Origin of the sequence: Streptomyces caeni, assembly GCF_042678285.1 — a bacterium.
Classification (GTDB): Bacteria; Actinomycetota; Actinomycetes; order Streptomycetales; family Streptomycetaceae; genus Streptomyces; species Streptomyces caeni.
In genome coordinates this window covers 1-14,158 of record NZ_JBHUDX010000073.1, presented here as the reverse complement: position 1 = coordinate 14,158, position 14,158 = coordinate 1, and the positions used below count along the sequence as shown (strand labels likewise).

Sequence of the window (14,158 nt, the reverse complement as noted above, 5' to 3'; positions counted from 1 at the left end):
TATCAGGCGTGATGGCCGGTTTCACATAGTTTCGGGTAGTTTCGACGTATGAAGGCCGTGCTGGTCCGAGGAATCGCCGTTCCGCTGATCGCCCTGGTCACGGCGGCCCTGACGGTGCTGTCCGTGGGCGCGCCCCGCGCCCACGCGGTCACGGACGTCTCGGTGATCGCCGAGGCGCTGCGCAAGGATCCCGTGTACGTCGATCCGGCCGCCTCCGGGCAGGTGTCCGCGCGGGACGCCGACGCCCTCGCGAAGAAGATCAAGGACGCCGGCAAGCCGGTCTTCATCACGGTCCTGCCCGCCGGCTACCCGACCCGGAACCTCTTCTCCGATCTGCGCACGGCCACCGGCATCACCGGCCTGTACGCGATCCGCCTCGGCGACCGCTTCGACGCCAGGGCCGACTCCTCGGTCATGCCCCGCACCGCCGTCCGGAACCTGGTCTCCAGCGTTCAGGGGGAGAGCGCCACCGCCCAGTTGAACGACTTCACCGACCGCGCCCTGGCCGATGTCGGCGGCCACGCCCCGTCCACCTGGGGCACCTCGGGCGGCGTCTCGTACACCGGGCTGATCACGGCCGGCGCGGTGCTGCTGGCCGCAGGCGTGGGCACCTTCGCGCTCGTACGACGGGGCCGGCGCCGGCGGGAGGAGGAGCAGCGGGCCGCGCTGGAGAGGCTGCGGGTCGTGGTCGACGAGGACATCACCGCCTTCGGTGAGGAACTGGACCGCCTCGACTTCCACCCCGCGGAACCGGGCGCGGACGAGGCGATGCGCGCGGACTACGAGCGGGCGCTGGACGCGTACGAACAGGCGAAGTCGTCCATGGCGGCCGCCCGGCGCCCCGAGGACGTCAAGGCGGTGACCCAGGCCCTGGAGGACGGACGCTTCTCGCTGGCCCTGCTCGCCGCCCGCCGCGAGCACCGGCCGCTGCCCGAGCGCAGGCCGCCCTGCTTCTTCGACCCGCGCCACGGCCCGTCCGTCGCCGACGCGACCTGGACGCCCGCGGGCGGCACCCCGCGCGAGGTCCCGGTGTGCGCGGCGGACCGGGCCCGGCTGGCCGACGGCCGCGACCCGCTGGTCCGCGAGGTGGACACGGACCACGGCCGCCGCCCGTACTGGGAGGCGGGCCCCGCCTACGGCCCCTGGGCGGGCGGCTACTTCGGCGGCGGCATCCTGCCCGGCCTGCTGGTCGGCACGCTGCTCGGCAGCATGATGGCCACCCCGTCGTACGCGGCCGGCTACGGCGCGGGCTACGGCGACTTCGGCGGTCACGAGGGCGGGGACGTGTCGGGCGCCGACTTCGACCCCGGGGACTTCGGCGGCGGCTTCGGGGACGGCGGGGGAGGGGACTTCGGCGGCGGGTTCTGACCCCGCCGCGCGACTCCAGCCTCAGTGCACCGGCCGACGCGGGTACCAGGGGCGGGAGTTGAGGACCCGCACTCATGTGCTCCCTGAGCCGCCCCCATGGGGCGGCCTCCGCAGCGGCACGGTTCGACACGGCACACGCCGCATCGCCACCACAGGCAGGAGGAGGAAAGCGCTGATGGTGTGGGACGAGTGGGAGCAGCTCAAGGAGGGCGCGGCCCGGCAGCACTCCGAGCGGATGCAGATCGACCACTGGGCCGACCCGGCGGGCGGAGGAGGCGGCCTCGTGCCAGGGCGTCTCCAGCAGCACCATGGGGCCGTCGAGGCAAGCGTGCGGTGTGACAGTCGCCTCGTGAAGGCACAACCCCAACACCCCCGCACCCGCGAGGCGTTCTACCGCCGGGACCGCAGGTCGATCCGTCTCGCCCGTGAGTTCACGCGCAACGCCCTCGCCGACTGGGCCGCCGGCCCCCACCCCGAGGACGTACTGCTCTGTGCGAGCGAACTGGCCACCAACGCGCTGCTCCATGGCGTCCCGCCGGGCCGGGGCTTCGCCCTGTATCTGCGCCTGTACGGCGACGGGGTCCTGCGCGTCGAGGTGCACGACGGCGGGACCCCGGCAAGGCCGTGTGGTGAGAGTTCGACGTGCGGGGAAGCCGGTGACTCCCGGCGCACCGGCGCCCTCCCCGGGGCCGGGGTCACGCCTTTTTGACCGCCGAGACGTCGAACACCAGCTTGATCTTGTCGGAGACCAGCACGCCGCCCGTCTCCAGTGCCGCGTTCCAGGTCAGGCCCCAGGCTGAGCGCAGGATCTCCGCCTTGCCCTCGAAGCCGACGCGCTCGTTGCCGAAGGGGTCCTTCGCGGCGCCGTTGAACTCCAGGTCGATGGTGAGCGGTTTGGTGACGCCGAGGATGCTCAGGTCGCCGGTGATGCGGTAGTCGTCGCCGCCCAGGGCCTCGGCCTCGGTCGAGCGGAAGGTCATGGTGGGGAACTCGTCCGTCTTGAAGAAGTCCGCGCTCTTGAGGTGCCCGTCGCGGTCGGAGTTCCCGGTGTCGATGCTGTCCATCGTGACGTCGATCGAGGCGGTCGACTTCGAGGGGTCGGAGCCGTCCAGGTGCAGCGTGCCCTCGAAGGTCTGGAAGCTGCCCTTGACGTTGGTGACCATCGCGTGGCGGGCCACGAAGCCGATGGTGGTGTGCGCGGGGTCCAGCGTGTAGTCGCCGGTCAGCTCGGCGAGGCCGGGGCTCACGCCGGTGGCCGCGGCGGTGTCGGTGTCGGTCTTGCGGCCGAAGATGCCCATGGGGTGCTCCTTGGAGGACGGGTGCGCGGACTGCGGCGGGAGCCGCCGGAGGCCGCACAACTGTTTAACGTTCAACGAGGTGAACGGGAGTGACCGTAGCCCTATTCCATTCAAGTTTCAACATCATCCATAGAGTGTCGGCTCCATTGCAGTGCGTAGCCGGTGTGGCCTCGGCGCGGCCGCCTCGCGGAAAGCGAGGTTCGCCCATGGCGTCCGACCGCCGTACGTTCCTCGCCGCGACCCTCTCGGCGACCGCTGCCGGAGTCGTCCCCGTCCCTGTCCTCGTCCTCGCCCCGGTCGGCGAAGTCCCGTCCACCATCGACGAGTTCGACACCCTGCGCCGCCGCTGGCCCACCCTGGCCCTGGGCGCAGGCTACGACCCGGCCGCCGAGCCCTGCGCCGCCCGCCTCGCCCGCACCGGCGGCCTCGCCCGCGGCTTTCGCGCGACCATGACCGCGGCGCCCGGCTCGCTGCGGCCGCAGTGACCCTCCGCCCCGCCCGCCGGTATCACCCAGAGTCTCGACCGGCTGTGGACGATGACCCGCGCCTACGTCCAGGACGGCACCGGCTCGACCGGCGACGAGGGCATGTCCGCCGCAGTCACTCGCCGACCGGGCGGGCGGCGAGTGGGGCGAGCCGAAGCCGGACGTGCGGTGGGTGGGCGGCACCACCGACGGCACGTACGCGGCCGTCGGCCGGCACCTGAAGGGCGTGGAGTCGCGCCGGCAGGTCGCCGCCCGTGCCGCCGACCACCGGTGGTGCGCGGTGCCGGCCGACGACGCCCGGCGCCAGGCGGTCCGCGCGCCCTCCCTGGGCCTGACGGCGGTCAACTTCCGGGTGGCCGGTACGGTTGACGGGCTGACGGGCTGACGGGCTGACGGGCTGACGGCATCGACGGGGGCAGGCGTGCCCGTGCGCCGCCGGCGGCGCACGGCGACGATCTGCGTGAGCGAGCCGCTCCGAACGGGGGAGTGCCTGGAGATCGTCTGGGACCGCCCGGCGGGGGCCGTCCTCCACCCCGACCCGACCGTCGACGTCGTGTCGTGGGGCGGCCGTTCGGGGTTCCGTGTCACCCCAGGGATGGCATGTGCGACCCGTCAATGTGGGGTGGCTCTCACCTGGCCACTTTGTCAGGCACCTACAATCCCCAGCCCCCTTGAGCAGTCAGATGGGCTGCTACGGGACAGGATTCTGTTCAGTGGCACCAGGAAAACGGCCCGGAGACTGTACGGAGTCGACGGCCCGCTTTCCTCGTTGGACTTCGTAAGGTCGCTACATGACCGTTTTGGACGAGGCTGTAGATTCCGGGAGCGAGCCCACGGACGCGCGCGGACGGGTCGCCGAACTGCACGAGATCCGTGCGCGGGCGTTGGCGGGTCCGGGCGAGAAGGCGACCGAGGCGCAGCACGCCAAGGGGAAGCTGACCGCCCGGGAGCGCATCGAGCTGCTGCTGGATGCGGGGTCGTTCCAGGAGGTCGAGCAGCTGCGCCGGCACCGGGCGACGGGGTTCGGCCTGGAGGCCAAGAAGCCGTACACCGACGGGGTGATCACCGGATGGGGCACGGTGGAGGGCCGTACGGTCTTCGTCTACGCCCATGACTTCCGTATTTTCGGCGGCGCGCTGGGCGAGGCCCACGCCACGAAGATCCACAAGATCATGGACATGGCCATCGCGGCCGGAGCGCCGCTGGTGTCGCTGAACGACGGCGCGGGGGCCCGCATCCAGGAGGGCGTGTGCGCGCTGGCCGGATACGGGGGCATCTTCCAGCGCAACACCAGGGCCTCGGGCGTCATCCCGCAGATCAGCGTCATGCTCGGTCCGTGCGCGGGGGGAGCGGCCTACAGCCCGGCGCTGACGGACTTCGTGTTCATGGTCCGTCAGACGTCGCAGATGTTCATCACCGGGCCGGACGTGGTCAAGGCCGTCACCGGTGAGGAGATCACGCAGAACGGCCTGGGTGGCGCGGACGTCCACGCGGAGACCAGCGGCGTGTGCCACTTCGCGTACGACGACGAGGAGACGTGCATCGCCGATGTGCGCTACCTGCTGTCGCTGCTGCCGCAGAACAACCGGGAGAACCCGCCGCGGGTGGAGTGCACGGACCCGGTGGACCGCCGCGGCGAGGCCCTGCTGGACCTGGTTCCGGCCGATGGCAACCGGCCCTACGACATGGCCAAGGTCATCGAGGAGATCGTCGACGACGGCGAGTACCTGGAGGTCCACGAACGCTGGGCCCGCAACATCATCTGCGCCCTGGCCCGTCTGGACGGGCAGGTGGTGGGCATCATCGCCAACCAGCCGCAGACCCTCGCGGGGGTCCTGGACATCGAGGCGTCGGAAAAAGCTGCGCGCTTTGTTCAGATGTGTGACGCTTTTAATATCCCGCTGGTGACCTTCCTGGATGTGCCGGGGTTCCTTCCCGGTGTCGACCAGGAGCACGGCGGGATCATCAGGCACGGCGCGAAGCTGCTGTACGCGTACTGCAACGCGACGGTGCCGCGGATCTCCCTGATCCTGCGCAAGGCGTACGGCGGCGCGTACATCGTGATGGACAGCCAGTCCATCGGGGCCGACCTCACCTACGCCTGGCCGACCAACGAGATCGCCGTGATGGGCGCGGAGGGCGCCGCCAACGTCATCTTCCGCCGTCAGATCGCCCAGGCGGAGGACCCCGAGGCCATGCGGCAGAAGATGGTCAAGGAATACAAGTCCGAGCTGATGCACCCCTACTACGCGGCCGAGCGCGGCCTGGTCGACGACGTCATCGATCCCGCGGAGACCCGTGAGGTCCTGATCAAGTCACTTGCGATGCTGCAGTCCAAGCATGCGGACCTGCCCTCCCGCAAGCACGGCAACCCCCCGCAGTAACCGAGCGGACCCGCCGCGGCAACCCCGCGGACCCCTCTCTCACGGAGACTGATCCCATGAGCACCCCTGACATCCGCGTCGAGAAGGGCCACGCCGAGCCCGAGGAAGTGGCCGCCATCACGGCCATCCTCCTGGCCCGCGCGGCGGCCCAGTCGCCCGCCACCGCCCACCCCCACCGGGGCCGCCCGAAGGCCGGCTGGCGTCGCCTGGAGCGCGAACCCGGTTTCCGGGCACCGCACAGCTGGCACGGCTAGGGCGCGCCGCACCCCCGTTCGCCGAAGGGCCCCTCTGCCGAAGAGGGGCCCTTCGTGGTGCGCACGCACGGGGAGAGCGGCGGCCCCGGCGAAAGAAGAACCCCGCGCCCCGTGACGGGGACGCGGGGTACCGGGCGAGCGGCGGCCGGCGCCTAACGGAGCCGGGCCATCAGCGCGTGCTCCACCAGCGTGATGAGCGTGGACTTGGCGTCGGCGCGGTGGCGGGCGTCGGTGGTGATGATCGGGGTGTCGGGGCCGATCTGGAGTGCCTCGCGCACCTCGTCGGGGCCGTAGGGCTGGTTGCCGTCGAAGCCGTTGAGGGCGATGACGAAGGGCAGGCCGCTGTTTTCGAAGTAGTCGACCGCGGGGAAGCAGTCGGCCAGGCGCCGGGTGTCCACGAGTACCACTGCGCCGATCGCGCCGCGGACCAGGTCGTCCCACATGAACCAGAAGCGGTCCTGGCCGGGCGTGCCGAACAGGTACAGGATCAGGTCCTGGTCCAGGGTGATGCGGCCGAAGTCCATGGCCACGGTCGTGGTGGTCTTGTCCCCGGTGTGGGTGAGGTCGTCGATGCCTGCCGAAGCAGACGTCATGACGGCCTCCGTGCGCAGCGGGTTGATCTCCGAGACGGCGCCGACGAACGTGGTCTTGCCCACGCCGAAGCCGCCCGCCACCACGATCTTCGCGGAGGTGGTGGAGCGGGAAGGACCGCCGCTAGAGCTTGCGAAGTCCACTGAGCACCCTTTCGAGCAGTGTCACGTCTGGCTGGCCGCCGGCGTTCTCGTCGCCGCCGGGCTGATGGATGGCGACCAGGCCCGCCTCCGCCAAGTCGGCGACGAGGATCCTGGCCACGCCGAGAGGGATCGTCAGGAGCGCCGAGATCTCGGCCACCGACTTGATTTCCCGGCACAGATGGCAGATCCGCTGATGCTCGGGCAACTGGCCCTGCATCTGGTGCGGCTGCGCGGTGGTGTGCACCAGCGCCTCGATGGCGAGCTGGTAGCGCGGCCTGGTGCGGCCGCCCGTCATGGCGTACGGACGCACCAGAGGGTTGTGCGACGACCCCGCGGGCGCCGGCTCGGGAGCGTGGCGCTGCGGCTGCACGGGCTGGATGCGCGGCGCCGGCGGCTGGTCGTAGGGGGACGCACCGGGACCCTGAGGGCCCTGGGGCTGACGCCGGTGGCCGGGTACGGAGGGGAAGTTGTACCGGTTCTGCTCACCCTGGTCAGGGCCATAGGACCAGTTACCGGCAGACGAACCGCCTGGGGGTGTCGCCATGTTCTCTCCTCCTCCGACTGTGCCGGGCACCATCGCTGGACGCCGCGTCCCGAAACCTTACGACCCCGGAACGCGGGCCTGCACCGTCCGTCTTCTAGTTGAGAAGGCTCCCTTGGAGTTCCGCCCGGAGGTCGGGGGTCAGGACCGTACCGGCACGGTCCACCAGGAGGGCCATCTCGTACCCAATGAGGCCGATGTCCGCCTCGGGGTGTGCGAGAACCGCGAGCGATGAACCGTCGGAGATGGACATGATGAAGAGGAATCCCCGCTCCATCTCCACAACCGTCTGATTCACACTGCCGCCCTCGAAGATGCGGGACGCACCCGCGGTCAGTGAGGTCAGACCGGACGCGACGGCCGCCAGCTGGTCGGCGCGGTCGCGCGGAAAGCCTTCGGACATCGCCAGAAGGAGTCCGTCGGCGGAGACCACCACCGTGTGGGACACCCCCGGGGTGTTGTCCACGAAGTTGGTGATCAACCAGTTCAGGTTCTGTGCCGCCTGGCTCATCGGGCTCACACTAACGCTCCTGGTTGTAGGTGCTGTCAGGACCGAAGCCCTGGCCGTTCGATTCACTGCCTGCGCTGCGTCCGCGTTGGACGCCTTGACGCAGGTTGCTCAGCCGGCCCCGGACGTCCTCCGGGGCACGGGAGACCTGTGGGCCTCCCTGCGGGGTGGTCTCCGCGGCGCCCTCCATCAGGTTCGCCTTGGGGACCCGCCGAGGCAGACCGGAGGAGGTGACCCCGCCTGCCTTGGGCTTCCGGAGCTGCGACGCCTGCTGCCACCGCTGGTCGTTGGCGGAGCGCCAGTCGTCGCCCGTCTCCGTGGCCGCCGGCGCGTCCGGGGCCACGGCCTGCGGCCGGCCGGTGGCGTCCTTCGCGGAGGTGCCGCGGCGGGGCAGTCCGGCGTCCGTCAGCTCGTGGACGGCGGACGGGGCCGGTCCCGGACGGTCGAAGCCTACGCGGTCCCCCTGTTCCACGTCAGCGGCCTGCACGGATTCCGCTTCGGGAGCGTACTCGGAGTGGTAGGGGTTCTGGTAGCCGTCCTGCTGGGGCCAGTCCCCCTGGTAAGGCTGTTCGTCGAAGGCAGGGAACGTCTCCGAGGCGGTGGCCTGGGCCGCGGCGCGGTTGTCCTGCGCGGGCTCCGCATAGCCGGACTCCGGGTAGCCGCCGGACGGGAAGCCGTCGCCTTGCGGCAGACCGCCGCCCGACGGGAGGTACGTCTCCTCGTAAGCCGGCTGCTGCGGTTCCCCGTACGCCGTCTGCTGGTCGTACGACGCCTGCTGCTCCTCGTACGGGCTCTGCCCGTTGTCGTAGGCGACCTGTCCGTTGTCGTAGACGGGCTGTCCGCCGTCGTAGGCACCCTGACCGTTGTCGAAGGCGGGCTGCTGCGCCTGGAACTCGTCCTGGTACGACGCGGCGGCGGGCTCCTGGGCCTCCTCCTCCGGCCGGCTGTGGTCCTGTTCCTGGGTCTGGGCCTCCAGGGCCGCACGGCGGCCCTCACGCATCAGCGAGCGGCCGACGGGGTCCAACTCCCGTATGTCGTCCGGGACGTCGGCATAGCGGCTGTCGTCGAAGCCGAAGTCCGCCGCCGTCAGAGCCGACGGTTCCTCGAAGCTCTCCCCCTGGAACGGCTGCTGCTCCGGGATGATCTGCGAGACGGTGAAGTCGTCGCGCTCCGGCGACTGCTCGCCGCCACCGCCGTGGGTGATGGCGTCGGGCAGCATGACCAGCGAGGTGGTGCCGGCCTGCTCGCCGGAGGGGCGCAGCTGGACCCGGATGCCGTGCCGGTCGGCCAGCCGGCCGACCACGAACAGGCCCATGCGCTGCGAGATCGCGACGTCGACGGTCGGCGGATTGGCCAGCTTGTGGTTGATGTCCGCGAAGTCCTCGGCCGTCAGGCCGATGCCCTTGTCATGGATCTCGATCATGATCCGGCCGTCGGGCAGCCGAGTGGCGGTCACACGGACCTTTGTCTGCGGGGAGGAGAACGTGGTGGCGTTCTCCAGCAGCTCGGCCAGCAGGTGCACGAGGTCGGTCACGGCGCGGCCGTGGATGTCGGCCTCCGGGACGCCCGACAGCTCGATGCGCTCGTACTGCTCCACCTCGGAGGAGGCGGCGCGCAGCACGTCGACCAGCGGGACCGGCTGGTCCCAGCGGCGGCCGGGCTCCTCGCCGGCGAGGATCAGGAGGTTCTCGCCGTTGCGGCGCATACGGGTCGCGAGGTGGTCCAGCCTGAAGAGGTTCTCCAGCTGGTCCGGGTCGGCCTCGTTGTTCTCCAGGTCGGTGATCAGGGTCAGCTGGCCCTCGATCAGCGACTGGTTGCGGCGCGAGAGGTTGGTGAAGATCGCGTTGATGTTGCCCCGCAGCAGGGCCTGCTCGGCGGCGAGCCGGACAGCCTCGCGGTGAACCTGGTCGAAGGCGCGGGCGACCTCGCCGATCTCGTCGGTGGAGGAGATCGGGATGGGTGCCACACGGGTGTCGACGCGGCCGGGGTCGGTACGCGAGAGCTGGTCGACCAGCATCGGCAGGCGCTGCTCGGCGATACCGAAGGCGGCGTTGCGCAGCCGGCGCATCGAGCGGCTCATCTGGCGGGCCATGAGGCCGGCCAGGACGAACGCGGCGAGCAGGGCGACGAGGACGGCGGCACCGGTGACGAACGCGGACTGCTTGGCGTCGTCGGCGATCTTCGACGCCTCCGCCACGGCCTTGTCCGCCATGTCCGACTCGATCGTGCGGTAGGCGTCGTACTTGAGGGTGTTCACCGCCCACCAGTTCTGCGGGGTGACGCCCTGCTGGGCGATCTCGGCGCGGGCGGCGTCGTCGGTGGACTGCAGCGTGGCCACGGCCGTGACCATCTTGGTGGGGTCGGACGGCGGCGGCACGTACGTCTTGCCCTGGGCCTTCGCCCGCGCGGCGGCCTTCTCCGCCTCGGCGGCGCCGTCGGTCTTGAGTTTCTTCTTGGCCGCCTCCAGCTTGGCGGCGTCCTCCGGGGTGCCACCGCTGAGGTACTCCTCGACGGCGACGCCCTCGAGGTAGGCGTACGAGGAGAGGGCGACGCGCTGCTTGGCGAGGCTCGTGTCGTCGGGGCCGGGCTTGACCAGCATGTGCATGCCGATCGAGCGCTCCAGGGAGAGCGCGGCCTTGGTGAGCGAGATGGCGTAGACGGTGCGGCCGTAGCTGGTGATGTTGCTGGTACCGAGTCCGAGCTCGTTGGCGAACTCCATCAGCGGGTGGGCGACCTCGACATAGCCCTCCTCGGTCTGCACACCGGTCAGCCGGGAGGTGTACGCGACCTGGCGCAGCGTCGGCAGCTTGGTCTCGGCCTTGCGGAAGATGGCGAGGCGGCGCTGCAGGCTCGCGGTGTCCGGCATGTTCTGCGCGGCCCGGTCGAAGGCGTTGGCGGCCTCGTCGGTGGCGGCGCGGACCTGGACGACCATGGAGTTCTTGTCGCCCTTGCCGGACAGCAGAGGGGCGGCGGAGGCGTCGCGCTCCTGGTAGAGCCGGTCGGCGTAGGTCAGGGACGCCTGCACGAGACGCGCGGTGCTCTCCGCGTCCCGTGCCTGCTTCCAGGTGTCGATGGAGCTCTTCACCTGGAAGCCGCCCATGACCAGGCCGACCAGCACGGGTATGAGCAGGATGGCGTTCAGTCTGGTCGGCACGCGCCAGTTGCGCGGGGAGAAGCGGCCGCCGCCCGGCGGGAGAGCCGTTGCCTCCGGGCCGGGCACGTGCGCCGGTGCCGCTCCGCGCGGCGGCGGGGTGAAGTTGCCCCGTGCCGACGGCTCGGGACCGTTCTTGCTTCGCCTCACTCGACCAACAACCTCTCGGCGACGGCACCTACGTCGTGCCGCGGTGTCTCCAGGGCCTTGTCCCCGACCAGTACGTCTCTGACGATTGGGCAGTTCAGGCATTCCAGCACGTCAGCCTGCACGATTCCAAACACTCGGAAGCGGTGGTTCCGTCGATGTAAGCCCCAGATAAATCGGTCATAAAGAGCGAGCCCCGCCAAAAGGCGGGGCATTTGTGAGCGCAGCGGCACCGGTCGACCGCGACGCGTGGCGGTACCATCGGATTTCTCTGTCGAAACGTTATGAACACCGGGGCCGACCGTGTCAAACGCCACAGCCGGCTCCCCGGGATCTACGACAACTTCCGTATGGCTCCGCCGACTTGCCCTACCGCAGGCGTGCCATGAGGGCGTGCTCCACCAGCGTGATCAGCGCACTCTTGGCGTCGGCGCGGTGGCGGGCGTCGGTGGTGATGATCGGGGTGTCGGGGCCGATCTGGAGTGCCTCGCGCACCTCGTCGGGCGCGTAGGGCTGGTGCCCGTCGAAGCCGTTGAGGGCGATGACGAAGGGCAGGCCGCTGTTCTCGAAGTAGTCGACCGCGGGGAAGCAGTCGGCCAGGCGCCGGGTGTCCACGAGTACCACTGCGCCGATCGCGCCGCGGACCAGGTCGTCCCACATGAACCAGAAGCGGTCCTGGCCGGGCGTGCCGAACAGGTACAGGATCAGGTCCTGGTCCAGGGTGATGCGGCCGAAGTCCATGGCCACGGTCGTGGTGGTCTTGTCCCCGGTGTGGGTGAGGTCGTCGATGCCTGCCGAAGCAGACGTCATGACGGCCTCCGTGCGCAGCGGGTTGATCTCCGAGACGGCGCCGACGAACGTGGTCTTGCCCACGCCGAAGCCGCCCGCCACCACGATCTTCGCGGAGGTGGTCGCCCGACCTCCGTCAGAGCTTGCGAAGTCCACTGAGCACCCTTTCGAGCAGTGTCACATCCGGCGCGCCGCCGTTGTTCTCGTCGCCACCCGGCTGGTGGATCGCGACAAGTCCGGCCTCGGCGAGGTCCGCGACGAGGATCCGTGCCACGCCGAGCGGCATGCCCAGCAGCGCCGACACCTCCGCCACCGACTTCACCTCGCGGCACAGGTGGCAGATCCGCTGGTGCTCCGGGAGCAGTCCCATCAGCTGGGCCGGATCGGCCGTCGTGCTGATCAGCGCCTCTATCGCGAGCTGGTAGCGCGGCCGGGTCCGGCCGCCCGTCATCGCGTACGGACGTACGAGCGGCTGGTCGCCCTCGTCCCCGTACGGCTCTGCGTACGGATCGTGAGAGGCGGTGGGCGGGGTCATGAATCCTCCGGGCGGGACAGCAAGTCGGTCAGTCGTGCCGTCGGACGGGGCCGGTGGGGGGATTGTGGCGGCCGGACGGTGATTTGGTGAGGTGGGTGGTACCGGAGCCGATCAGTGGAGGAGACTGCCCTGGAGTTCGGCGCGCAGGTCGGGCGTGAGCACCGCTCCCGCGCGGTCGACCAGAAGGGCCATCTCGTAGCCGACGAGGCCGATGTCGCACTCGGGATGGGCGAGCACGGCGAGTGAGGATCCGTCGGAGATGGACATCAGGAAGAGGAAGCCACGTTCCATCTCGACGACGGTCTGTGCCACGTTGCCCCCCTCGAAGATCCGGGAGGCGCCGGCCGTCAGCGAGGTGAGCCCGGAGGCCACCGCCGCGAGCTGGTCGGCACGGTCGCGTGGAAAGCCTTCCGACATGGCCAGAAGGAGACCGTCGGCGGACACGACGACGGTGTGGGACACCCCGGGGGTGTTGTCCACGAAGTTGGTGATCAACCAGTTGAGATTCTGTGCCGCCTGGCTCATCTGGCTCAACTAACGCTCCTGCTGGTGAGAGGGGCTGGGGAAGCTGCCGGTCTGGGGGCCACCGGCCTGGCGACCCTGTGCGATGCCCCGTCGGAGATTGGTCAGCCGACCGCGCACGTCGTCGGGCGCACGCGAGACCTGCGGACCACTGTGGTGCTGTTGCTGCTGGGCCGTGCCCGGCACGAGATTCGCGCGCGGGACGCGGCGCGGCAGGCCGGAGGTGGTCACGCCTCCGGCGGCGGGCTGCCGTACGCGCTCGGCCTGGCGGACGAGCTCGTCGTTCGGTGAGCTGCGCCAGGCCGGGGAAGGCGGGGAGGCCGGACGCTGGGGCGCCCCGGAGGGCTGCTGCTGGGCCGACGGCGCCGCGGAGCCGTTGTTCTGCCGCCGGTCGCCGCGGAACCAGTTGGTCTCCAGCGTGTCGTACAGCGGGGTACGCCCGTCGCCGGGGCCCGCCGGCGGCAGGGCCTCGGACTCCTGACGGCGCGGGGGCTGCTGCTGGGCCGGCGGCCGGTAGCCGCCGTAGCCGTCGCCGGCCGGCTGCGGGCGCTCGAACTGGCCCGTGGAGGCGGGGTCCTGGCCGCCTCCGTACCCCTGCGAGGCGAACTGTCCCGTGGAGGAGTTGTCGTAGCCGGGGGCGGCGAACTGTCCCGTCGAGGAGGCGTCGTAGCCCGGGGCGGCGAACTGGCCGGTGGAGGAGTTGTCGTAGCCGGGGGCGGCGAACTGGCCGGTGGAGGAGTTGTCGTAGCCCTGCGAGGCGAACTGTCCCGTGGAAGACGGGTCCTGGGCACGGCCGGGTGCCGGGAAGCCACCCGTGTCCTGACCGCGGCCGGGCGGGAACTGGCCCGTTCCGCCGCCCGCGCCGCCGAAGACGTCCGAGCGGACGAACGGCCCTCCGTTGTTCGGCGCCGCCGCGCCGGGGCGCGGGGCGTTGAAGTCCGGTCGGTGGAACCCGCCGGTGGAGCCGGGCCCCTGGCGGTCGTCGACGCGCGGGATCTCCGCGGTCGAGCCGGGTCCCTGGCGGTCGTCGACGCGGGGCATCGGCGAGGTCGCGGACAGGGCGTCCGGCTCCTCGTGGCCGCGCGGAGCGTCCAGCGAGGCGCGCGGCACCGGCGGCTGCGCGTTCTCGTCGCTCCAGCTCGGCGTGCGCTGCTGCTGCGGGCCGGCACCGGGCAGCTCGGCACGCGGACCGCCGCGCCCGGGCAGCTGCGGCCGACGGCGGCCGATGCGCCCCTTGGGCTGCTGCTGCGGTGCCTGCTGCTGGGTCCCCTGCTGCGGTGCCGCCGCGGGCGCGTCATCACCGAAGCCGACCGGGCGCATGCCCGAGCCGCCGTCGCCGAAGCCGCCCTGGCGGGAGCCCGGCCCCTGGAAGGCCTGGGCCGACTGCAGTCCCTGCGGCGCGCCGGGCGCGCCCTGGCCGAAGGCGCCGGTACCCGCACCCG

The 14,158-nt window shown here is 71.0% G+C and carries 13 protein-coding genes and 2 pseudogenes; 6 read left to right on the top strand and 9 right to left on the bottom strand.

Translation table 11 applies throughout. The annotated features are described in order from the left end of the window. Nucleotides 1–48: 48 nt before the first annotated feature. Complete coding sequence (locus ACFSL4_RS24905) at nucleotides 49–1,368, top strand: hypothetical protein (RefSeq protein WP_381087076.1); 1,320 nt, start codon at nucleotides 49–51, stop codon at nucleotides 1,366–1,368. Nucleotides 1,369–1,717: 349 nt separating this feature from the next. Beyond that, a pseudogene (locus ACFSL4_RS24900) lies at nucleotides 1,718–1,981 on the top strand (ATP-binding protein); the annotation flags it as partial. 82 nt (nucleotides 1,982–2,063) lie between these two features. Here the strand turns inward: ACFSL4_RS24900 and ACFSL4_RS24895 are convergent. Further along, nucleotides 2,064–2,666: a YceI family protein gene (locus ACFSL4_RS24895; RefSeq protein WP_381087073.1), complete on the bottom strand. Its 603-nt coding sequence runs from the start codon at nucleotides 2,664–2,666 to the stop codon at nucleotides 2,064–2,066. A 206-nt stretch (nucleotides 2,667–2,872) separates the two neighbouring features. Between ACFSL4_RS24895 and ACFSL4_RS24890 the strand changes: the two genes are divergently transcribed. From ACFSL4_RS24890 to ACFSL4_RS24875, 4 genes are all read left to right on the top strand, one after another. Next, on the top strand, nucleotides 2,873–3,151 hold the full coding sequence (locus ACFSL4_RS24890; RefSeq protein WP_381087070.1) for a hypothetical protein: 279 nt from the start codon (nucleotides 2,873–2,875) through the stop codon (nucleotides 3,149–3,151). Nucleotides 3,152–3,323: 172 nt separating this feature from the next. After that, a complete protein-coding gene (locus ACFSL4_RS24885; protein WP_381087067.1) occupies nucleotides 3,324–3,536 on the top strand; it encodes a hypothetical protein in 213 nt (70 codons plus the stop codon). Nucleotides 3,537–3,942: 406 nt separating this feature from the next. Beyond that, complete coding sequence (locus tag ACFSL4_RS24880) at nucleotides 3,943–5,535, top strand: acyl-CoA carboxylase subunit beta (RefSeq protein ID WP_381087064.1); 1,593 nt, start codon at nucleotides 3,943–3,945, stop codon at nucleotides 5,533–5,535. A gap of 56 nt (nucleotides 5,536–5,591) precedes the next feature. Beyond that, complete coding sequence (locus ACFSL4_RS24875; protein WP_381087061.1) at nucleotides 5,592–5,789, top strand: acyl-CoA carboxylase subunit epsilon; 198 nt, start codon at nucleotides 5,592–5,594, stop codon at nucleotides 5,787–5,789. Nucleotides 5,790–5,941: 152 nt separating this feature from the next. Here the strand turns inward: ACFSL4_RS24875 and ACFSL4_RS24870 are convergent, their stop codons facing one another. The 8 genes and pseudogenes from ACFSL4_RS24870 to ACFSL4_RS24835 form a co-directional block, all read right to left on the bottom strand. Next, on the bottom strand, nucleotides 5,942–6,523 hold the full coding sequence (locus ACFSL4_RS24870; RefSeq protein ID WP_121406158.1) for a GTP-binding protein: 582 nt from the start codon (nucleotides 6,521–6,523) through the stop codon (nucleotides 5,942–5,944). After that, nucleotides 6,504–7,067, bottom strand: coding sequence for a DUF742 domain-containing protein (locus ACFSL4_RS24865; protein WP_381087058.1), 564 nt, complete (start codon nucleotides 7,065–7,067; stop codon nucleotides 6,504–6,506). Before ACFSL4_RS24865 ends, ACFSL4_RS24870 begins: the two co-directional genes overlap by 20 nt. A 94-nt stretch (nucleotides 7,068–7,161) precedes the next feature. Then, a complete protein-coding gene (locus ACFSL4_RS24860; protein WP_004983065.1) occupies nucleotides 7,162–7,575 on the bottom strand; it encodes a roadblock/LC7 domain-containing protein in 414 nt (137 codons plus the stop codon). A 10-nt stretch (nucleotides 7,576–7,585) separates the two neighbouring features. Continuing rightward, nucleotides 7,586–10,873, bottom strand: a complete 3,288-nt coding sequence (locus tag ACFSL4_RS24855) for a sensor histidine kinase (RefSeq protein ID WP_381087055.1) — start codon at nucleotides 10,871–10,873, stop codon at nucleotides 7,586–7,588. Between the two features lie 366 nt (nucleotides 10,874–11,239). Next, entirely contained in the window at nucleotides 11,240–11,815 is a 576-nt protein-coding gene (locus ACFSL4_RS24850) for a GTP-binding protein (protein ID WP_381087052.1), read from the bottom strand. Then, entirely contained in the window at nucleotides 11,796–12,194 is a 399-nt protein-coding gene (locus ACFSL4_RS24845) for a DUF742 domain-containing protein (RefSeq protein WP_381087049.1), read from the bottom strand. The genes ACFSL4_RS24850 and ACFSL4_RS24845 overlap by 20 nt, the downstream gene beginning before the upstream one ends. A 111-nt stretch (nucleotides 12,195–12,305) precedes the next feature. Further along, nucleotides 12,306–12,719: a roadblock/LC7 domain-containing protein gene (locus ACFSL4_RS24840; RefSeq protein ID WP_030382516.1), complete on the bottom strand. Its 414-nt coding sequence runs from the start codon at nucleotides 12,717–12,719 to the stop codon at nucleotides 12,306–12,308. Nucleotides 12,720–12,728: 9 nt separating this feature from the next. Further along, nucleotides 12,729–14,158, bottom strand: a pseudogene (locus ACFSL4_RS24835) (nitrate- and nitrite sensing domain-containing protein); the annotation flags it as partial.